The following is a 20689-nucleotide window of genomic DNA, read 5'->3' as shown; positions in this document are numbered from 1 at the left end:
GTCAGCGCGAGCCGGCTCGCGATGGACGGTATTCAACGCCGTAGATGCACCTGGCAGTCGAGCCTACTGATCCGCCGAATAGATGACGGTTTGCGCACTGTCGTCCATGGCAGGCCGACGGGTGAAGTAGGTGTCGCCTTCATCTGTCTGGATCTCGTAGTCGGCCTTGCTGGCGACTCGGGCCGAGGCATCGGTGTGCTTGATGATTTTCAGCACTCGCTGGAACTTCACGCTTTGAGTGCCGTTCTGGGCGGGGCCGGTGAGCACATTGACCTTCTGAAACCAGCCTGCATGCTTTTTGTTCGACACCAGAGTACCGCTCAACGCTTCAAAACGTTCCAGACGGGTAAATCCCCAGAGTGTCTGCTCCTCGACCACTTTGCCCGGGGTGGCGGAGCCCGTGAAGACAAACAGGTTAAGGCTCGGATTGTCTTCACAGAAGAAATCGTAGGGCACCAGACCGTCGACCATTCTCTTGCCGGGAACGAAGCCCTTCTTATGGACCAGAAACATGAGCACCTCCACGCTGAAACATCAGCAAACGCTGAGTAAGTTTGAGCGCAAAGTCTACTGAGACGGGGCGTACAGAGCCGTCAAGCCAATGTAATATCGTGTAAAGGTCATGCCCGATGGGGCAAGCTGATCTCCATAGTCAGGCCACCCGTTGGCGCGTTGTGCGCCATGATCGTGCCGCCGTGGATTTCCACAGCCCTTGCAGCGATTGCCAAGCCCAATCCGAAACCGACACTGCTGTCGTTCAGGCCGCGCTCGAACGGATGGAAAATCTCCTGCAAGCGCTCGTCTTCAACACCCGGTCCCTGATCACTGATCTGAACCGTCAGGCAGCCTGCCTCAGGGGTGGCCTGAGCCACGACCACCACCGTGGTGGCCGGCCGGGTGTAACGCACCGCGTTTCGAATGACGTTCTCGAAACAGCGATACAACAGCTCGCCGCTGGCCCGACTGACAAAGGCCGGGCACGCCTGCAAGCTGACCTGGCAGCCTTTCATCTGCGCCTCGAACTGAGCATCCTCGACGATCACCGACAACAACTCGACGATATCGATTGGCTCGCGTTCGATACTCTCAGGCCGCCCCTGCAGACGCGCCAGGGTCAACAACGCCTCGATCAGCGTGTCCATGCGCACCGACTCACGGTCGATGCGCCCCACCATCTCCAGACGAGCCGGATCTTGCTGCAGCAATCCGATGGCTGCCTGCATGCGCGTCAACGGCGAGCGCAGTTCATGAGAGATGTCGTGCAGCAGGTGCTGTTGGGCCTCCACCAGCAGTTTCAGCTGATTGGCCATTCGATCGCAGTCCTCGGCCAGGTCAACGATTTCATCCCGGCGCGCGCCCATCATCGGCTTGACCCGGGTTTCGAAGTGCCCTTGGGCCACGTCGCCCATGGCCCGCCGAAGATAAACCAACGGCCATGCCAGGTAGAACGCCATATATCCACTGAACAGTGCGCTCATGACTGTGCCGATGATCAACGGAGTCCAAGGGCTCGGCCCTTTGTCGCGCTCTTGAGCCAGAGGATGAGTAGACTTGAGCAACAGCGCGGCGCCGTCCTTGCCAATGACCGATCGCGTGTAGGCCGGTTGCGCAACCGGCGCCCCGGCCAGCAGTTGACCGGCACTGTCGTACACACCAACAGCCTGGTCATCAGGACGCTCCCACACCGCCAGCAATTGCCGGCCCGACTCAACGCCGAACTGGCGCAAGAGCTGCTCTTCAGTGGCCAGAATGGTTTCCAGATGAGGATCTCCGGGCCTGGAACTGCCCATCACCAGCAAGCCCAAGCCGACCAGAAACGTCAGGCTGGTGGAGAGCCAAAATGCCAGGAACAGTTTCCAGAACAGCCGACTGGGTTTCATTGTTCGGCGATCATCAGGTAACCCAGGCCACGCACGCTCTGGATCCAGGCCTTCGCGTCGGGCCGCGGCCCGAGTTTGTGGCGGATACTGCTGATGTGCACGTCGATACGCCGGTCGTAGCGGGTCAAGGGGCAGCCCAAGGCATTGAGGGACAGGTCCTGTTTGCTCACCACCTGCCCGGCACAACGGGCCAGCTCTTCGAGCAGGCTGAACTCGGTGCTGGTCACCGCCAGCTCGCGTCCATGCCATTGGGCCTGACGTTTGCCAGGCCACAGGACCAGCGGGCCGGTCCGGATCACTTCGCTGGTGGGCTGATCCGTCGGCTGCACCCGGCGCATGATGGCCCGTAGACGCGCCACCAACTCTCCCGGTGAGCTGGGCTTGGGCACATAGTCATCGGCACCCAGTTCCAGGCCGGTGATCTTGTCGATGTTGTCGCCTCGGGCCGTCAGCAACACCACCGGCACCTGGTTCACCGCCCGAATGCGCCTGAGTACCTCGATACCCGATAACCCCGGCAGCATCACGTCCAGCACCACGATGCTATAGCGACCGGACAGAGCCTGGACTTCGCCCTCCTCGCCGCTGTGCACGGCCGTCGCCTCAAAGCCTTCACGCTCAAGGTATTGGCTGAGCATTCCAGTCAGCTCCTGGTCATCGTCGACAAGCAATACGCGGATCATGGGACGCTCTTGAGTGGGAGGCGGTGCATTATCGCCATTGCATGGCACAGCGTCATCGCCACAGGCCAACCTTTACCTAACTTGACACTGGGTTAACCGCACCAAACGCACCGAACTTTTATCCTGCACTTCCACCAGCCTGCTCGCTGCGCGGTGACTTGTCTTGCTTTGAGATATCCGCGCCCGCCTACGCTGCTTGTCGATGTGTCCTGGAAAAGATCTTGATGAATTTTTCGCGCCTGCTCTGCTCGGCTGCACTGCTGCTCAATGCCACATTTGCACACGCTCAAGGCTTCAAAATTTCCGACATCCGTATCAACGGCCTTCAGCGCGTTTCCGCCGGCAGCGTGTTCGGTGCCTTGCCATTGAACGTGGGTGATCAAGCGGATGAGCGGCGTCTGGTGGAGTCCACTCGCGCGTTGTTCAAGACCGGGTTCTTCCAGGATATCCAACTGGGGCACGACGCCGATGTCCTGGTGATTACGGTAGTCGAGCGTCCATCGGTTGCCAGTATCGAGATCGAAGGCAACCAGGCGATCTCCACTGAAGACCTGATGAAGGGCCTCAAACAGTCCGGTCTGGCCGAAGGCGAGATCTTCCAGCGCGCCACCCTCGAAGGTGTTCGTAACGAGCTGCAACGCCAGTACGTTGCCCAGGGTCGTTACTCGGCCACCGTCGACACCGAAGTGGTGCCGCAGCCGCGCAACCGCGTAGGCCTGAAGGTCAACATCAATGAAGGCACCGTGGCGGCGATCCAGCACATCAACGTGGTGGGCAACACCGTTTTCCCTGATGAAGACCTGATCGACCTGTTCGAACTCAAGACCACCAACTGGCTGTCGTTCTTCAAGAACGACGACAAGTACGCCCGTGAAAAGCTCTCCGGTGACCTGGAACGTCTGCGTTCCTACTACCTGGACCGCGGCTACATCAACATGGACATCGCTTCGACCCAGGTGTCCATCACTCCGGACAAGAAGCACGTCTACATCACCGTCAACGTCAACGAAGGCGACAAGTACACCGTTCGTGACGTCAAGCTCAGTGGCGACCTGAAGGTGCCTGAAGACCAGGTCACCTCTCTGCTGCTGGTGCAGAAGGGCCAGGTGTTCTCGCGCAAGCTGATGACCACCACTTCCGAGCTGATCACCCGTCGTCTGGGCAACGAGGGCTACACCTTCGCCAACGTCAACGGCGTGCCGCAACCGCACGATGAAGACCATACCGTCGACATCACCTTCGCCGTGGATCCGGGCAAGCGTGCCTACGTCAACCGCATCAACTTCCGTGGCAACACCAAGTCCGAAGACGAGGTGCTGCGCCGTGAAATGCGCCAGATGGAAGGTGGCTGGGCGTCGACCTACCTGATCGACCAGTCCAAGACCCGTCTGGAGCGCCTGGGCTTCTTCAAGGAAGTCAACGTCGAGACGCCGGCAGTACCGGGCGTCGATGACCAGATCGATGTGAACTACAGCGTCGAAGAGCAGGCGTCCGGCTCGATCACCGCCAGCGTCGGTTTCTCCCAGAGCGCCGGTTTGATCCTCGGCGGTTCGATCACCCAAAACAACTTCCTCGGCAGCGGCAACTACGCCAGCCTCGGCCTGACCCGTTCCTCTTACCAAAGCAAGTACAACATCGGCTTTACCGATCCCTATTTCACGCCGGACGGCGTGAGCTTGGGTTACAACGCGTTCTACAACGCCACCGACTATAACGAGTATTACGACGACGATTACTCGTACTACTCCATCAATAGCTTTGGTGCCGGGACCACCGTGGGTTATCCGATCAATGAAACCTCACGGCTGAGCTTCGGCGTGACCGTGCAACATGACAGCATTGACGCCGGCACCTACAGTTCTGATGAGATCTACGACTTTATCCAACGTGAAGGCAGCGCGTTCACCAACCTCAAGGCCAATCTCGGCTGGTCGGAATCGACCCTGAACCGTGCCGTGATGGCGACCCGCGGTCATTCGCAAAACCTCAACCTGATGATGACCGTGCCGGGCAGCGACCTGAATTTCTACAAGCTCGACTACACCGGGCAAACCTTCCTGCCGGTCACCGACACCACTTCCCTGCGGTTCCATACCAAGCTCGGCTACGGCAACAGCTACGGCTCGACCGACGGCCTGCCTTTCTACGAGAACTATACGGCCGGCGGCGAGGGTTCGGTCCGCGGCTTCGAAAGCGGCACCCTCGGTCCCCACAGCACCCCGGCCACCGGTAACTATGCCAGTGAAGGACAGCAGTATTATTCCGACCGCGACACCGAATCACTGGGCGGCAACATCCTCATCACCGGCGGCGTGGAATATCTGTTTCCGATGCCCTTCATCAAAGACAACAAATCGGTGCGCACGTCGGTGTTCTGGGACGTTGGCAGCGTGTACTCCAACAAGTGCTACTTGAGCACCACCCAGGGCTGCGACGGAGTCGACCTTGACCAGATGGCCAGCTCCGTCGGGCTTGGAGTGACTTGGTACAGTCCGTTGGGTCCGTTGAGTTTCAACCTGGCCTTTCCGGTGCGCACACCTGAAAACGCGGACACACAGGTGTTCCAGTTCTCCATGGGGCAGACTTTCTAAGTTTGTGGCTCGTCCCGCTCCACCAGGCACGCCACTCATCAATAAACCTCAACAACACAAAAAAACTGCCGATACCCAAGGTAAGACCCCAGTGACTGGGTTTCAGGATTGAACGGCGGACCAGGTAATGACAGAGATTTATCTGCTGATAGCACACGGCACGGATCAGGGCGAAGCGTACGTCCTGGGTTGGTTCGATGACAGGACCAAAGCCAGGGAAGTGGCCGAGCAGAAAGAATGGGAAGCCTACCGGGCGAGCCTGAAGGCGGAGCATCCATGGTCAACCCACAAGCCCCTGGCGCCGGACCAGACCGACTATCGGCGCTACTGGATCAAGACCGTTTCGAAGTTTGATCAGGTGCCTGTTCCGAGGTCTTGGGCGGTTCATTGATCACCGTGGGTGAAATTCAACGAAACGAGCGTTGTCGAGGGTGGTCTAGAAAATTAAGCCCATCCGATGAGAGCATCATTATGTTGAAATTTCTTGGCGGCACCGTAGGTATCATTTTCATAATCGGCCTGATCGTGGTCATCGCCCTGTTCAAGCTGGTCTTCTGACGGCGACAGTGTCGACCACAGGCCTGGGAACGCCGTTTCTCAAGGCGTGAAAAAAGCCCAATCTTTGCAGATTGGGCTGAACCGCTCCGGGAATTCGCTAACGGGCAAATGCATAATAGCTCTTTGCCATTTATTTCACCCACCCCGCTTTCAATCGGGTGGTGTATTCACTACATTGAGTGCAACTCTGCTCTGTTGACACGGACTGTCATGACTACCCTATCCTTGATCACTTCCGCCATTCCCCTCCAGACTCGCTCCGCTGTCGCGGCATCCCCTGCAACAGCGATAGACAGTGCTGATGCCTTCCCGGCTCGACCGTCGGCAATCGTCAGCCTGGGCAGCCCGGTGGTCGATGTTAAATCACAGACCTATTCCCGCCTGGGGCAACTGCCTGGCCAGGAGAATGTTCGTGTTTGGGAAAAGGAAGGTCAGGACGCTATCACCAACATCATGGGAACCAACCCCAGATCGCTGTCGATAGCCAACCGCTTTCACCGCCTGGGTGCGGTCCTGGTGGAGCAGTTCGCCAAGAATGGTTCGAGCATTTCCCAGTCAGTGCTCCATACCACCACGGACAGGGCTTACGACGTCGCCGGGATAAAATCCGAACAGACGCTGCTGCACAATAAAGCCGACAACTTGATCAGCCTCAGCATCAAGACCGCCAGCGGCAAGACGGTCACCTTCAGCCTGACAAGCCAGGACGATGGTCTTGGCGTCCAGGCTACCGTGAATGGTGGCCCGCTGAGCGAGGAGGAACTCAAGGCGATTGGCGCTCTGAGCAGTGCCTTTCAGGCAGCTGTCGACGGGTTGACCGCCGAGCCGCCCAAGCTCGACCTGGGCAAGCTGACGCAGTTTGACTCCAGCGTATTGGCATCCATTGACCTGAACGCCAAGCTTAAGGGCGTGGACGGTGAAGATCTGACCCTCGCCTTTAGCGCCGACAACCAACGCCGCACCACGCAAATGAGCGGTCCGGAGGGCAAACTGAACCTGAGCGTTGACCTGAAGAACAGCGCAATCCTGGGCGATGCCAAGCAACAGGCCAACGCACTGAACAGCTACCTTGCCCAGTTTGACCGAGTGCAGGAGCGTGGCAACGCCAAGGCGGCCCTGATGGAGATGTTCAAGGATGCGTTCAGCGCCATGAACAGCCACTACCCAGAGGGCATTACCCTACCTGACCGATTGACCCGTAATGCGGCGGACAAAGGCCTGTTGACCGGACTGGCAGACTTCGAGGCGTCCATCACTCAGACTAACAAGGCGTCCAACCCGATGCACCTGTCTGAACTCGATAGCTTTGCCTATACCCTCTCGCAAAAGACTGTCGTCGCAGGCTCCATCATGCGTGACCGCAAGATCGATCAAACCCAGCAATCGAGTCTATCGGCCAGCTTTCACAAAAGCCTGAAGGGCGGGAAAGCACCTGCGCTGGGCAAAGATTACGAATCGCAGAACTATCTCTACGTACAAGTGAATGACAAGGCCAGCAGCTCGGCCAGCCTCGCCTACAAGGATGGCCGACTGACCAAAGCCTCCGTCACGCAACACGCCAGCCAGGACACACGGACACAGAAGTACGTCACGGGCAAACTGATTGAAGAGACCGTGGTGCCGAAGGAGGCTTCAGCCAGCCGCAGTCACTTGGTATTGCTGGAGTACGCCGCCAAGGAGAGCAAGAAATCCAAGGATGCGCAGGAGCAATCCTTACTCAAGGAAGCGCTCGCTACCCTCCACAGTTCGGTGATGTTGCAGGAAAATCCTTTGGCGTTGATGCGTTGAACACCGTGCTTTGCGCTGGAACAACCGTGAGCCGGTTTGATTCGACCGTCGCAGTCATCTGCATTGCCTGCGGATGAGCCAGCATACACTCAGCGATCGCAGGCTCCAGCTCAACCCGCACTCGCCTTGTCAGAGCCCGAGCACCAAAGCGTGGGTCATGCTTTCGGCACAGCCAGTCGCTTGCCGCAACGTCCAGGACCAGCGTACGACGATGCTGACCGAGACGTTGGTTGAGTTTGTTCAGTTCGATCTGCAACAACGCTTCCAGCCATTGGGTTTCGATGCGCTGGAAAACCAGAATGCGATCAATACGGTTTAGAAATTCCGGTTCGAACCAGGCGTGCAGCGCTTGTTCCAACATGGCCTGCTCACCTTGGGGGGCGATGCCGAGCCAGCGCCGCCAACCGCGTGAAAAACGTTCCCTGTAGGTGGTCGCTTGCTGGGCTCCAATGTTGCTGGTCATGAAAATCAGGCTATTGCGAAAATCCAGCGTTCGGCTACCGCCCGCCAAGGTCAGTTGGCCGTTCTCAAGAATGCCCAACAAGCTGCGCACCACTTCCTTGCTGGCCTTTTCCAGTTCATCGAACAGCACGATGCCTGGGCGACTGTAGGTACCTTGAATCAATTCGCTATTGAACAGACTGACGCCCTCTTTACTCCCCACATAACCAGGTGGCGCTCCGGTGAGCGCCGCCGAGTAATGCTCCTGGGCCAGGGTGTGCATGTCGATGCGACAAAAAGCATCGGAGCGACCGTGTATGGCCTGTGCCAGCAGACGGACGATTTCGGTCTTGCCGACACCGGTTGGCCCCATGAACAGGTTCACCGTCAACGGCCTCTCACGTTCACCAATATCGACCTTAACCACGTTTAGCAACGCCTCGACCGCGCTCATGGCTTGTTCTTGGCCGACAATTCGACTGCGCAACAACGCCATGACCTGAGCGGGATTGAAGACGAAGCGTGAGGTCAACAAATCTGCTGCCGGTGATGCGTTGGTCAGGCTAGGCTGTGGGTGGTTTGGGTCGATGCGATCATTCACGAAAGGCATGGTTTAGCCTGCGTGTTTTTCTTTACCGTCGTGGGGAATCTCTCCCACCGGGCAATGAGCCACGCCGACGGTGCGACGGGTAAGTTTTTCGACGTTTTCCTGGGCTTTCTGCGCATCCAGTACCCAGGTGCGGTAAAAGTCGAACGGGCAGTCAGCCACTCCCTTGTCGCCGTCCCCGGAGTTATAGACCCCGGTGTAACCGCGATGCAGCAGCTTGAACAAATGATTCTGTGATTGGTCGTTCGCTCGCGCATCGCGGATTTGCGAAACGGATAATTGTGCGTACTGAATGCCCATTTCCTCTTCACCGCATTCGCCCAGAGTGCGACCGTCGAAGCCAATGATCGCCGAGTGACCAAAGTAGGAGTAAACCCCATCGAAGCCGGCGGCATTGGCCACTGCCACATAGCAATTATTGGCCCAGGCCATGCTTTTGGACATCATCACCTGCTGCTCTTTGGCCGGGTACATATAGCCCTGGCACCGGACGATCAACTCCGCCCCTTTCATTGCACAGTCGCGCCAGATCTCCGGGTAGTTACCGTCATCACAAATGATCAAGCTGATCTGCAAGCCCTTCGGCCCCTCGCAGACATAGGTCCGATCACCCGGATACCAGCCTTCTATGGGGCACCAGGGAATGCACTTGCGGTACTTCTGGACGATTTCGCCCTGGTTATTGATCAACACCAACGTGTTGTACGGGGCTTTGTGAGGGTGTTCCTCATGCCGCTCACCGGTCAGTGAAAACACCCCCCACGTGTCTGCCGCACGGCACGCGGCGGAAAAGATCGCAGTCTCTTCGCCTGGAATGCTGGCAGCAGTCGCCATCATCTCATCGTGGTCGTACATGATGCCCATGGTGCTGTATTCAGGAAACACCACCAGGTCCATGCCGGGGAGACCGCTTTTCATACCAGTGATGATGTCGGCAATCTTGCGGGCGTTTTCAATGACCTCGGCTTTTGTATGCAGCCGCGGCATTTTGTAATTGACGACCGCGACACCCACGGTATCCGGGCTGCTGGAAATATCACCATGACGCATGAAATTTACCTCTGTTAATGGCTGATCATCCAAGGTCTGGAGCCGGTTTTACTCTTGAGCCCCTGTGGATTGGCTTTGGTCGGGGCCAGCGGTTTGCTCGGTGCGCAACAACTGCACCCACTGGGGTGACGACGGTTCTGCTGGTACTCACCAAGGGTCTGCGGCGAGTGGGCACTTCGCTCGTTGGTCGCCATGGCCTGGCGTTGACTGCTCGACAACGTCGTCAGCGCCGGCGCAGACAACAGCAAAGGCCCTCCTGGGCCCGCGCAAAACGGGCACTGGCACGGCTCGTGCCGTTGGGCCATAGGCCGCAACATTGTGAAACAGCCACAGGTTTGGCATTCGTACTCATAGGTCGGCATGGCGCTCTCCGGACATTGATCGGGCTCGGGCGTGTCTCACAGGTCCGGGGCGATCGGCAGATCGATACTGCCGTCGAGGTGTTTGATGGGGCCGTTGGCGTTGGGGTTGATGTCGAACTCGAAGATTTCGGTGGGTAACCAGAGGGTCGCGCAGGCGTTGGGGATGTCGACCACGCCGCTGATATGCCCTTGCACCGGCGCAGAACCCAACAGTGCATAGCCCTGGGCGGGCGAATAACCAAACTTGGTCAAATAGTTGATCGCATTCAGGCAGGCCTGGCGGTACGCGATATTGACGTCCAGGTAGTGCTGCTTGCCGGCTTCATCCACCGAGATACCTTCAAAGATCAGGTAGTTCTGGTAGGTCGGGATAATCGGGCTGGGTTTGAACACCGGGTTCTTGATTGCGTACTTGGCCATGCCGCCCTTGATCAGCTCGACTTTCATATGCACCCAGCCGGCCATCTCGATTGCGCCGCAAAAAGTGATCTCGCCGTCGCCCTGACTGAAGTGCAGGTCTCCCACCGACAAGCCGGCGCCGTTGACGTAGACCGGGAAGAAAATCTTCGAGCCCCGGGACAGGTCCTTGATATCGCAGTTACCACCATGTTCACGCGGCGGCACGGTGCGTGCGCCGGTGGCCGCGGCATCATCCCGGGCCTGGCCTTTGAGCTTGCCCATGTGCGCGGTGGCGGCCAGCGGGGCGTTGGCCAAGGGCGGCACGCGGGTCGGGTTGGTATCGATCAGCTCCTGCTCACGGCGGTTCCAGTCGGCGAGCATTACCGGGTCGGGCAGGCAACCGATCAATCCGGGGTGGATCAGGCCGGCAAAGTTGACCCCGGGAATGTGCCGCGAGCTTGTGAACATGCCTTTGAAATCCCAGATGGCTTTCTGTGCGCTGGGAAAGTGATCCGTGAGGAATCCGCCGCCGTTCTGCCGCGAGAAGAAACCGTTGAAGCCCCACATGGATTCGGCCTTGGCACCGATGTCCAACAGGTCGACCACCAGCAGATCCCCTGGCTCGGCGCCATGCACGCCCACCGGACCGGACAGGTAGTGCACGGTGGACAGGTCGACGTCACGCACATCCGAGGCGTCGTCGTTGTTCTTGATCGCGCCGGCGGTCCAGTCGTAAGTCTCAAGAATAAAGTCATCCCCTGGCTTGACCCAGCAAGCCATGGGAATGTCCGGATGCCAGCGGTTATGGATCTGTTCGTTCTCGGTGGCGGGCTGGTTGAGGTCGACTTTGATCAAGGTATCGGTCATGGCGAAGCTCCTGAACATTGGGGATGTACCGCGTTGGAACCAGTCTCGAATGGCGGCCCGAATCGGCCAATACGTTGGATGACGTACCCCTGCAGGAGCTGGCTTGCCAGCTGCAGCAAAGGGGGCCGATAAACCATCGCGCCGCCCGGCCGCACCTACACAGAGAGGTAGCGACTGATGGTGGCTTCGTCGACCTTGTCCCGGGTCTCTTCAATCACGAAGCGGCCCTTCTCGATCACCAGGAAGCGGTCGGCGATTTCCAGGGTGAATGACAGCACCTGCTCGGAGACCACAATGGTCAGGTCGCGCAGGTTGCGGATCTCTTTCAAAGTGCGGGCGATGTCCTTGATGATCGACGGCTGGATGCCTTCGGTAGGTTCATCGAGCAACAACACCTTGGGATTGGTCGCCAGCGCCCGGGCAATGGCCAGTTGCTGCTGTTGCCCGCCCGAGAGATTGCCGCCCTTGCGCGAGCGCATGTCGTGAAGCACCGGAAACAACGCATAAAGATCTTCGGGGACCTGGCCCCGGGCCGATGCCGGCAGGCCGGTCTGAATATTTTCCAACACCGTCATGCTGGGAAAAATCATCCTCCCCTGGGGCACATAGGCGATGCCGAGCTCCACCCGCTCGTGGGTTTCCAGGTTCGAGACCTCCTGGCCATCGACGCTGACCTGCCCCCGCCACTGCGGAAGGATGCCCATCAAGCTCTTGAACAGCGTGGTCTTGCCCATACCGTTGCGTCCCATCACGGCGACGATTTCGCGTTTGGCCACGGCCAGGTCGAGGTCGTGGAGGATCTGGCTCTGGCCGTAACCACAGGACAGCTTGTCTACGTTGAACATGCCTGCTTCCTCAATGGCCTAAATAGACTTCGATGACTTTCGGGTTGTTCTGCACCGACTCCATGCTGCCCTCGGCCAGGACCTTGCCCTGGTGCAGCACCGTGACCTTATGGGCGATGCTCTTGACGAACTCCATGTCGTGTTCGATCACCAGCACCGAGCGTCCCTGGCTGATGCGCTTGAGCAGTTCTGCGGTCTGGACGCGTTCGTTGACGCTCATCCCGGCGACGGGTTCATCGAGCATCAACAGGTCAGGGTTCTGCATCAGCAGCATGCCGATCTCCAGCCACTGCTTCTGGCCGTGGGACAGCAGATCGGCCTGTTGCTGCAACAGCTCACCGAGAAAGATCTCCCGCGCCACCTCTTCAACCCGGGCAATCACTGCGGCACTGCGTTTGAAGAACAACGCGCCCAACACCTTGCGCCCCGCCGGGTAGGACATCTCCAGGTTCTCGAACACCGTGAGGTTTTCGTAGATCGACGGGTTCTGGAATTTGCGCCCGACACCAGCACGGACGATGTTGTACTCGCGCATCTTGGTCAGCTCCTGACCATCGAACTGAATACTGCCGCTGGTGGCGCGGGTCTTGCCGCAGATCAGGTCGAGCACCGTGGTCTTGCCTGCGCCGTTGGGCCCGATCACCACCCGCACTTCATTGCGGTCGATGTACAGGTTGAGGTTGTCCACGGCCTTGAAACCGTCGAAGGACACCGTCAGCCCCTCGATAACCAGCACCGGCTTGTTCATTTTAAAACCCACGGCGGTCATGGCTGCGTCTCCAGCGAAGGACGTTCAGGAGCCGAGGCTGGCGGCGCGGTGCGCGGCGCCTCTGGCAGGGGTTCGGCAACGGCAGCTTGCTGCGAGGGACGCCGCAATAAACGGCCAAGGGTCTGGCGGCCATGGCTGTCCCAGAGTCCGGCCAAGCCATTGGGGAAGTACATGACCACGGCAATGAACAGCCCACCCATCAGGTACAGCCATAATTCGGGGAACGACTCGGAGAAATAGGTCTTGCCGTAGTTCACCAGTAAGGCCCCATACACCGCGCCGAGCAGCGACATGCGCCCGCCGACAGCGGCAAAGATCACCATCTCGATGGACGGCACGATGCCGACGAACGAAGGCGACATGAAGCCCACCTGCAAGGCGAACATGGCGCCGCCAATGGCCGAGAAGGCGGCGGCGATGCAGAACACGAAAATCTTGAAACTGGCTACGTCATAACCGGAGAAGCGCACCCGTTCCTCTCTATCGCGCATCGCCATCAGCAGCCGCCCGAGCTTCGACGCGAGGACGAAACGGCCGATGAAAATGCAGCCGAACAACAAGGCCGCGTTGATGAAGTACAGCAGCAGCTTGGCGCTGTCGCTGCGCAGGTCCCAGCCGAGCAGAGTCTTGAGATCGGTGATGCCGTTGACCCCGCCGGTCAGGCCCTGCTGGCCGACGATCAGCACCGTGAGAATCAGCGCGATGGCCTGGCTGACGATAGAGAAATAAACATCCCCCACCCGCCGCTTGAACAGCGCCATGCCAATGATGAAGGCCAGCGCCACCGGCACCAGGATCACCGCTAGCAGGGTGAAGCTGAAACTGTGGAACGGCACCCAGAGCCACGGCAGTTCGGTGATCTGGTTCCAGTCCATGAAATCCGGAATGCCCGGCGTCGACTGGATTTTGGTGCTCTGCGGGTCGGAGGCTTCGAGCTTGAGAAACATCGCCATGCAGTAGCCGCCGACGCCGAAGAACACCCCTTGCCCGAGGCTGAGAATGCCGCCATAGCCCCAACACAACACCAGGCCGACAGCGACGAAGGCATAGGTCAGGTACTTGCCCACCATGTTCAGGCGAAAGGCATCCAGGGTCAGCGGGAAGACCACGAAGATCAGCAGCGCCAACAGGGCCACGCCCAACAGGTTCTGCTTGCCCGCCAGCATCTTGTCTAAAAGCTTCATTGGCTCGCCTCTACTTGCGCACTTTGATGGAGAACAACCCTTGAGGGCGCAACATCAGGATCAGAATCACCCCGGACAGGGTCAGCACCTTGGCCATCGAACCACTGAGGAAAAACTCCGAAATCGATTGGGTCTGGGCAATGACGAACGCCGACGCAATGGTGCCGAACAGGCTTTGTGCGCCGCCGAAGACCACCACCAGGAAGGTGTCGACGATGTACTGCGAGCCCGCGGTGGGACCGGTGGAGCCGATGGTGGTAAAGGCCGCGCCGGCCACCCCCGCGACACCACAACCGAGGGCAAAGGTCATTCGGTCGACCTTGCGCGTATTGATGCCCACGGCACGGCTCATCAGTCGGTTTTGCACCGTGGCCCGCACTTGCAGGCCCCAGCGTGAGCGGTAGAGCAAGAGAAAAATGGCCCCGGTGAGCAGCAGGGTCAGGGCCATCATGAACAGACCGTTGCGCGGGATCTCGATGGACTCAGTGAAGTTGAACGAACCCATCAGCCACTCCGGCGGCGTCGCGCTGACTTCACGGGCGCCGAACACCGAACGGAAGGTCTGCTGCATCACCAGGGACAGCCCCCAGGTCGCCAGCAATGTGTCCAGTGGACGCTTGTAGAGCCGACTGATCATCGCCCACTCCACCAGCCAGCCGATGGCCCCGGCCATCAGGAACGACAGGGCGATGGCGATGAAAAAATAATAGGGTTGAAACCACGGGGCGAAATGACTGGTCAGGCTCGAGCAGACATAGGTGGTGTAGGCGCCGATCGTGAGGAACTCGCCGTGGGCCATGTTGATGACCCCCATCTGGCCGAAAATGATCGCCAACCCCAATGCCATCAACAGCAGCACGCAGAACACGGACAAGCCGTTGAACCCCTGCATCGCCGCGATGGCACCAAATTCCGATAGCCATTCCATGATGATGGACTCCTGCTTGGAGGGAGGATGTGGAGAAACGATGGAGCTCCATCGCCGGCAAGCCAGCTCCTACAAAGTGTTGGAGTCGGCTTGCCGCGATAGGCCCAGACCTTACTGATAGCCTTTAGGAAACGGATTCGGTTCGATCAGATCGGACTCGTACACCACTTTGAACTGGCCATCGGGTTGCACTTCACCGATGCGGGTCTTGCTCCACAGGTGATGGTTTTCATGCACTTTGACGTAGCCTTCAGGCGCGGTTTTCAACTCGATGCCCGGCGAGGCTGCTACCACTTTGTCGATATCGAAGCTGCCGGCTTTCTCCACCGCAGCCTTCCACAGCCATGGGCCCAGATACGCGGCCTGGGTCACGTCGCCGATCACCGAATCCTTGCCGTACTTGGCCTTGAAAGCGTCGACGAAGGCTTTGTTGTTGGGGTTGTCCAGGCTCTGGAAGTACTTCATCGAGGCGTAGAAGCCGGCCATGTTTTCGCCGCCGATGCCCAGCAATTCATCCTCGGTCACCGACAGGGTGAGCAAGGTCTGCTTGGCCGCATTGACGCCCGCCGCATTGAGTTGTTTGTAGAAGGCCACGTTGGAGCCACCTACCACGGCGGCGAACACAACGTCGGGCTTCTTCAGCTTGACTTTGTTGATCAGCGAGCCGAACTGGGTGTTGCCCAGCGGGTAGTAGTCTTCGCCGACCACGGTGCCGTGCAGCACGTTCTCAATGTGTTTGCGCGCAATCTTCATCGAGGTGCGTGGCCAGATATAGTCCGACCCCACCAGGTAGAAGGTTTTGGCGCCTTTGGTCTTGGCGATCCAGTCGAGGCTGGCGAGGATTTGCTGGGTGGCTTCCTGGCCGGTGTAGATCACGTTCTTCGACTGCTCCAGCCCCTCGTAGAAAGTCGGGTAGTAGAGCAGGCCGTTTTCTTTCTCGAAAATCGGCAGCACAGCCTTGCGCGAGGCCGAGGTCCAGCAACCGAACACCGTTGCCACCTTGTCGTTGACCAAAAGCTTCTTGGCCTTCTCGGCGAAGGTCGGCCAGTCGGAGGCGCCGTCTTCCTGGATCACCTTGATCTGCCGACCGAGGATGCCGCCTGAAGCGTTGATCTGCTCGATGGCCAGGCGTTCGGCCTGGATCGAGCCGGTCTCGGAAATCGCCATGGTGCCGGTGGCCGAGTGCAACTGGCCGACCGTGACTTCAGTGGCGGTCACCGCCAGGCCGGTGCTGTTGGCCTCGTCCGCCCATACCCCCTGGCTGAACACACTGGCAGCCAATAACGACAGGGCCGCCGCCCCCAGCGCCAGGCGGCGCGGCAACAGGCCTTTAGTGCGGATCAATCGTGGTTCCATGCTGCTACTCCTCTGCGGTGACGCTGACAGCTCGCCTTGGGGCGGCCGGCAACGGTGGTGGCATCAGCATGGCGGCGCGGATCGGTGACGGGTATACGCAGCCTGACGTAAGCGCATACGTCATTTGACGTAGGGAAAAATGCACCAAGGCGGCGCAGGCTATCGCCCCAGGCCCCGCCTGAACGGCACTGCGCGGACGCGCGCGCAGGCAACAGCTGGCGCGGCAAGACGGCGTGGTGCAGGGCATGAAAATTGCTCGGCTATCCGCCACGGGCACACCCGACAGGCACGGAGCGCCTTGACCCCAGGAGTCTTTCGCCGTGCTTCCACCTGGCACCCAGCGCATCGCCAAGATCCGTCGCGACTACAACAGTTGGGTCGCCGACGAAACCATGGAAGACTACGCCCTGCGTTACACACCAAAGTCCTTCCGCAAGTGGTCGGAGCTGCGCATTGCCAACACCGCCCTGGGCGCGGTGTCGTTCCTGGCCCTGGAGGCGATTGGCGGGGTATTGGCCCTGAGCTACGGCTTCACCAACACCTTCTGGGCGATCCTCGCCGTGAGCCTGATCATCTTCCTCACCGGCCTGCCCGTCAGCTACTACGCCGCCCGCTACGGCGTCGATATGGACCTGCTGACCCGCGGTGCCGGCTTCGGCTACATCGGCTCGACCATCACCTCGCTGATCTACGCCAGCTTCACCTTTCTGTTCTTCGCCCTGGAAGCAGCGATCATGGCCCTGGCCTTGGAGCTGTACTTCCATATCCCATTGGCCTTTGCCTATGTGATCTGCTCTGTGCTGGTGATCCCCCTGGTGGCCTATGGGGTGACCCTGATCAGCCGCCTGCAACTCTGGACCCAGCCACTGTGGCTGGTGCTGCTGGTGCTGCCCTATCTGTTTGTGCTGCTGAAAAACCCCGAGGCCTTCAGCGACTGGACCAGTTTCCAGGGCCGTGATGCCAGCGGCGACTTCAATCTGCTGGCGTTTTGCGCAGCCTGTACCGTGGCCCTATCCCTGGTGACGCAGATCGGCGAACAGGTCGACTACCTGCGCTTCCTGCCGGAAAAAACCGCGGCCAACCGCAAGCGCTGGTGGGCCGCCCTGCTCTGCGCCGGCCCCGGCTGGATCCTGCCCGGCGCCCTGAAAATGTTCGCTGGCGCCTTCCTGGCGTTTCTCGCTCTGCAACACGAGATCCCCATCGAGCGCGCTACGGAACCTACCCAGATGTACCTGGTGGCCTTCGGTTATGTGTTCGCCTCGCCGGAATGGGCCCTGGCGGCCATGGTGCTGTTCGTCTTCGTCTCGCAGATGAAGATCAACCTGACCAACGCCTACGCCGGCTCCCTGGCTTGGTCGAACTTTTTCGCCCGGGTCACCCACAGTCACCCCGGCCGCGTAGTTTGGCTGGTGTTCAATGTGGCCATTGCCCTGATGCTGATGGAGTTGGGGGTATTCGACGTCATCGACCAGGTGCTCGGTCTCTACGCCAACATCGCCATCGCCTGGATCGGCTCGGTGGTCGCCGACCTGGTGATCAACAAACCCTTGGGGTTGTCACCGAAGTACATCGAGTTCAAGCGCGCTCACCTCTACGACATCAACCCGGTGGGCGTCGGCTCCATGCTGATCGCCTCGCTGCTGTCGGTCCTCGCCCACTTCGGTCTATTTGGTGCACTGGCCCAGGCCGCTCCGCCCTTCGTCGCCCTCGGCACCTCGCTGGTCATGACCCCGCTGCTGGCCTGGGCCACCCGTAGCCGCTATTACATCGCCCGCACCAGCGATCCGTTACTGCTGCAACCGGTAGCTGCGAGCACGCAGATCACCTGCGGCCTGTGCAGCAACCCATTCGAAACCGCCGACATGGCTTTCTGTCCGGCCTACAGCACGCCCATCTGCTCGCTTTGCTGTTCGCTGGACGCGCGTTGCGGCGATCGCTGCAAACCCCACGGGCGTCTGTCGGCGCAATTCGAAGCGCTGTTGCATTGGTTGTTGCCCAATGCCACGGTGCCACGCCTGCACACCCGGCTAGTCCATTACCTGGGCCTGCTGCTCGCGCTGATCCTGATGCTCAGCGGCGCTCTGGCGCTGATCTATGGCCAGGCCTCCCAGGGGCTGCCCCACTCGCCGCAAGCCCAGGCGACGCTGTACCAGGCATTTTTCCAGGCCTTCCTGACGCTCTCGGTACTGGCGGCCATCCTCGCCTGGTGGGTGGTCCTGACGCGGGAAAGCCGCCGCGTGGCCCAGGAAGAATCGGACCGCCAGACCCTGCTGCTGATGCAGGAAATCGAAGCCCACCGCTTGACCGACCAGGCCCTGCAAGATGCCAAGGAGGCTTCCGAGGCGGCCAACGCGGCCAAGAGTCGCTACGTCACCGGACTGTCCCACGAACTGCGTACGCCGTTGAACAGCATCCTCGGTTTTACCCAGATCCTGCAGCGCGATGCGGCCATGCCGGAGCAGCATCAGGATGCCCTGGCGACCATCCTGCGCAGCGGCTCGCACCTGCTGTCGCTGATCGACGGCCTGCTCGATGTAGCCAAGATCGAGGCCGGCAAATTGCGCCTGGAACCGACGGAAATCCCCTTCCCGGAACTGATCCACGATCTGGAGCTGATGTTCACCCCACAAGCCCGGGACAAAGGGTTGCGCTTTCGCCTGGAGCTGATCGGCAAGATACCGGCGGTAGTGCGGGGCGACGAAAAGCGCGTCCGGCAGATCCTCATTAACCTGTTGGGCAATGCGGTCAACTTCACCGACAGCGGCGAGGTCTGCCTGCGGGTCAGTTACATGCGCGAGACGGCAACCTTCGACATCATCGACACGGGTATCGGCATCGACCCCGAGCACATCGAGCGAATCTTCCAGCCTTTCGAGCGCGGTGATCTGATGCGCCAGGACAAGGGCGTTGGCCTGGGCCTGACCATTACCCGCATGCTCACCTCGCTGATGGGCGGCGAGTTGCAGGTCAAGAGTCAGCAGGACAAGGGTACCTGTTTCCAGGTGCGCCTGTTTCTCTCGCAAGTACGGGTGCCGCAAGCGGTAATCCATGTCGAACACGACATCATCGGCTACCAGGGGCCGCGGCGTCTGGTGCTGGTAGTGGACGACCATGTGGACCATCGCAAGGTCCTCAGCGGCATGCTTACGCCCCTGGGCTTTGAAGTGATCCAGGCCAGCAACGGCCAGGAAGCGATTCGCCAGGTCGCCCTGCGGGGGCCGGACCTGATCCTCATGGACCTGTCGATGCCGACGATGGATGGCTGGGAAACCAGCCGACTGATCCGCCGCAATGCGTTGTCCACAGCACCGATCATCGTGATATCGGCCAATGCCTTTAACGACGAGCGCGAGCGCAGCCTGGCCAGTGCCTGCAACGACTACCTTGCCAAGCCGGTAAACACCCCGGAGCTGCTCGAACGGATCCAGCAGCAACTCGACCTGCACTGGCTGCGCCGCGAAAAACCAGCCCCTGCGACATTCCCCGTACCGGGGGTATTGCCCTCACAGCCTGACCTCATCGCCCTCGGCGAACTCAGCGCCATTGGCTACGTACGCGGTCTGCACGAAAAACTTGACGCCATCCAGGCCGAGACGCCAGCCACCGCCCCTTTCATCAGTTCGCTACGCAAGCTGCTGAAAAACTTTCGCCTGGACGAAATCAACCGCGCCCTCAAGGAGGCAGAAGATGAATGTATTGACCACAGTCGCTGAACCCGGTGTCGTGCTGATTGTGGACGACACCCCGGACAACCTCGCCATGCTCTCCGACGCCCTCAACGATGCCGGCTACATGGTCCTGGTGGCCCTCGACGGGCTCAGCGCCCTGAACCGCATCGAACGCCGGCGTCCGGACCTGATCCTGCTGGATGCGATGATGCCGGGCCTGGACGGTTTCGAGACCTGCCGGCGGATCAAGGAGCAACCGGCCAACGCCGATATTCCGGTGCTGTTCATGACCGCACTGACGGAAAGCAGGCATGTGGTCCAGGGCTTTGAAGTCGGTGGCAGCGACTACGTGACCAAGCCGATCCAGACCGACGAAGTGCTGGCCCGGGTCGCCGCACACCTGCGCACCTCGCGCATCCTGCTGTCGGCCCGAGCGGCGTCACAGCCAGCCGCGCCGAGCCTGGACGACGAGCCGGCGCAGAGGGTGCTGTCGGCACGCTTTCAGCTCACCGGTCGGGAAGTCGAGGTTCTGCGCTGGGTGGCCTGCGGCAAGACCAACCGCGACATCGGCACCATTCTTGATCTGAGCCCACGCACCGTGAACAAACATCTGGAGCATGTGTATGTGAAGTTAGGTGTAGAAACGCGCACAGCAGCGACCTCCGTGGCCTTGTCGGCCATGACCGATTCTCGCAACAGTGTTTCAAGGTAAG

17 protein-coding genes are annotated in these 20689 nt (G+C 59.8%); 5 read left to right on the top strand and 12 right to left on the bottom strand.

Features of this window, described 5'->3' with window-relative positions; all coding sequences use genetic code 11:
- Positions 1-63 precede the first annotated feature (63 nt).
- The 3 genes from PSH91_RS10020 to PSH91_RS10010 all read right to left on the bottom strand — a co-directional run bounded on the left by PSH91_RS10020 (position 64) and on the right by PSH91_RS10010 (position 2563).
- Positions 64-513 (bottom strand): hypothetical protein, encoded by a 450-nt coding sequence (locus PSH91_RS10020; protein WP_305468069.1) that lies wholly within the window; start codon positions 511-513, stop codon positions 64-66.
- 107 nt (positions 514-620) lie between these two features.
- Positions 621-1880, bottom strand: a complete 1260-nt coding sequence (locus PSH91_RS10015) for an ATP-binding protein (RefSeq protein WP_305468067.1) — start codon at positions 1878-1880, stop codon at positions 621-623.
- A complete protein-coding gene (locus PSH91_RS10010) occupies positions 1877-2563 on the bottom strand; it encodes a response regulator transcription factor (RefSeq protein WP_305468065.1) in 687 nt (228 codons plus the stop codon). Before PSH91_RS10010 ends, PSH91_RS10015 begins: the two co-directional genes overlap by 4 nt.
- Before the next feature lie 224 nt (positions 2564-2787).
- Between PSH91_RS10010 and bamA the strand changes: the two genes are divergently transcribed.
- From bamA to PSH91_RS09995, 3 genes are all read left to right on the top strand, one after another.
- Positions 2788-5154, top strand: a complete 2367-nt coding sequence (bamA, locus tag PSH91_RS10005; protein WP_305468063.1) for an outer membrane protein assembly factor BamA — start codon at positions 2788-2790, stop codon at positions 5152-5154.
- 127 nt (positions 5155-5281) lie between these two features.
- Entirely contained in the window at positions 5282-5545 is a 264-nt protein-coding gene (locus PSH91_RS10000) for a hypothetical protein (RefSeq protein WP_047229356.1), read from the top strand.
- A gap of 377 nt (positions 5546-5922) precedes the next feature.
- A complete protein-coding gene (locus PSH91_RS09995) occupies positions 5923-7500 on the top strand; it encodes a lactate dehydrogenase (RefSeq protein WP_305468061.1) in 1578 nt (525 codons plus the stop codon).
- Here the strand turns inward: PSH91_RS09995 and PSH91_RS09990 are convergent.
- The 9 genes from PSH91_RS09990 to urtA all read right to left on the bottom strand — a co-directional run bounded on the left by PSH91_RS09990 (position 7445) and on the right by urtA (position 16308).
- On the bottom strand, positions 7445-8551 hold the full coding sequence (locus PSH91_RS09990) for an AAA family ATPase (RefSeq protein WP_305468060.1): 1107 nt from the start codon (positions 8549-8551) through the stop codon (positions 7445-7447). The genes PSH91_RS09995 and PSH91_RS09990 overlap by 56 nt on opposite strands.
- Before the next feature lie 3 nt (positions 8552-8554).
- Positions 8555-9598: an aliphatic amidase gene (locus PSH91_RS09985; protein WP_047229353.1), complete on the bottom strand. Its 1044-nt coding sequence runs from the start codon at positions 9596-9598 to the stop codon at positions 8555-8557.
- Between the two features lie 14 nt (positions 9599-9612).
- The gene (locus PSH91_RS09980) at positions 9613-9960 is read right to left on the bottom strand and encodes an FmdB family zinc ribbon protein (protein WP_047229352.1); all 348 of its coding nucleotides are present in this window, start codon (positions 9958-9960) and stop codon (positions 9613-9615) included.
- Positions 9961-9996: 36 nt separating this feature from the next.
- Positions 9997-11226: a formamidase gene (fmdA, locus tag PSH91_RS09975; RefSeq protein WP_047229351.1), complete on the bottom strand. Its 1230-nt coding sequence runs from the start codon at positions 11224-11226 to the stop codon at positions 9997-9999.
- 155 nt (positions 11227-11381) lie between these two features.
- Positions 11382-12071, bottom strand: coding sequence for an urea ABC transporter ATP-binding subunit UrtE (gene urtE / locus PSH91_RS09970; protein ID WP_139050668.1), 690 nt, complete (start codon positions 12069-12071; stop codon positions 11382-11384).
- A 10-nt stretch (positions 12072-12081) separates the two neighbouring features.
- Positions 12082-12840, bottom strand: a complete 759-nt coding sequence (gene urtD, locus PSH91_RS09965) for an urea ABC transporter ATP-binding protein UrtD (protein ID WP_305468058.1) — start codon at positions 12838-12840, stop codon at positions 12082-12084.
- Entirely contained in the window at positions 12837-14024 is a 1188-nt protein-coding gene (gene urtC / locus PSH91_RS09960) for an urea ABC transporter permease subunit UrtC (protein ID WP_173407117.1), read from the bottom strand. Before urtC ends, urtD begins: the two co-directional genes overlap by 4 nt.
- A gap of 10 nt (positions 14025-14034) precedes the next feature.
- Positions 14035-14952, bottom strand: coding sequence for an urea ABC transporter permease subunit UrtB (gene urtB, locus PSH91_RS09955; RefSeq protein ID WP_047229347.1), 918 nt, complete (start codon positions 14950-14952; stop codon positions 14035-14037).
- 111 nt (positions 14953-15063) lie between these two features.
- A complete protein-coding gene (urtA, locus tag PSH91_RS09950) occupies positions 15064-16308 on the bottom strand; it encodes an urea ABC transporter substrate-binding protein (protein ID WP_173407118.1) in 1245 nt (414 codons plus the stop codon).
- Positions 16309-16628: 320 nt separating this feature from the next.
- Here urtA and PSH91_RS09945 point away from each other — a divergent pair, with 320 nt between their 5' ends.
- On the top strand, positions 16629-20021 hold the full coding sequence (locus PSH91_RS09945; protein WP_305468055.1) for an ATP-binding protein: 3393 nt from the start codon (positions 16629-16631) through the stop codon (positions 20019-20021).
- Positions 19996-20688: a response regulator gene (locus tag PSH91_RS09940; RefSeq protein ID WP_047229344.1), complete on the top strand. Its 693-nt coding sequence runs from the start codon at positions 19996-19998 to the stop codon at positions 20686-20688. Before PSH91_RS09945 ends, PSH91_RS09940 begins: the two co-directional genes overlap by 26 nt.
- The last annotated feature ends 1 nt before the right edge of the window (position 20689 follow it).

It is taken from the genome of Pseudomonas sp. FP1154, assembly GCF_030687245.1.
GTDB classification, from domain to species: Bacteria; Pseudomonadota; Gammaproteobacteria; order Pseudomonadales; family Pseudomonadaceae; genus Aquipseudomonas; species Aquipseudomonas rhizophila.
The sequence above is the reverse complement of the archived record's forward strand: the minus strand, read 5'-3'. Positions and strand labels throughout refer to the sequence as shown.

Coding starts and splice junctions, on each gene's coding strand:
- PSH91_RS10020 (WP_305468069.1), bottom strand. CDS start 513: ATGTTTCTGGTCCATAAGAAGGGCTTCGTTCCCGGCAAGAGAATGGTC.
- PSH91_RS10015 (WP_305468067.1), bottom strand. CDS start 1,880: ATGAAACCCAGTCGGCTGTTCTGGAAACTGTTCCTGGCATTTTGGCTC.
- PSH91_RS10010 (WP_305468065.1), bottom strand. CDS start 2,563: ATGATCCGCGTATTGCTTGTCGACGATGACCAGGAGCTGACTGGAATG.
- bamA (WP_305468063.1), top strand. CDS start 2,788: ATGAATTTTTCGCGCCTGCTCTGCTCGGCTGCACTGCTGCTCAATGCC.
- PSH91_RS10000 (WP_047229356.1), top strand. CDS start 5,282: ATGACAGAGATTTATCTGCTGATAGCACACGGCACGGATCAGGGCGAA.
- PSH91_RS09995 (WP_305468061.1), top strand. CDS start 5,923: ATGACTACCCTATCCTTGATCACTTCCGCCATTCCCCTCCAGACTCGC.
- PSH91_RS09990 (WP_305468060.1), bottom strand. CDS start 8,551: ATGCCTTTCGTGAATGATCGCATCGACCCAAACCACCCACAGCCTAGC.
- PSH91_RS09985 (WP_047229353.1), bottom strand. CDS start 9,598: ATGCGTCATGGTGATATTTCCAGCAGCCCGGATACCGTGGGTGTCGCG.
- PSH91_RS09980 (WP_047229352.1), bottom strand. CDS start 9,960: ATGCCGACCTATGAGTACGAATGCCAAACCTGTGGCTGTTTCACAATG.
- fmdA (WP_047229351.1), bottom strand. CDS start 11,226: ATGACCGATACCTTGATCAAAGTCGACCTCAACCAGCCCGCCACCGAG.
- urtE (WP_139050668.1), bottom strand. CDS start 12,071: ATGTTCAACGTAGACAAGCTGTCCTGTGGTTACGGCCAGAGCCAGATC.
- urtD (WP_305468058.1), bottom strand. CDS start 12,840: ATGACCGCCGTGGGTTTTAAAATGAACAAGCCGGTGCTGGTTATCGAG.
- urtC (WP_173407117.1), bottom strand. CDS start 14,024: ATGAAGCTTTTAGACAAGATGCTGGCGGGCAAGCAGAACCTGTTGGGC.
- urtB (WP_047229347.1), bottom strand. CDS start 14,952: ATGGAATGGCTATCGGAATTTGGTGCCATCGCGGCGATGCAGGGGTTC.
- urtA (WP_173407118.1), bottom strand. CDS start 16,308: ATGGAACCACGATTGATCCGCACTAAAGGCCTGTTGCCGCGCCGCCTG.
- PSH91_RS09940 (WP_047229344.1), top strand. CDS start 19,996: ATGAATGTATTGACCACAGTCGCTGAACCCGGTGTCGTGCTGATTGTG.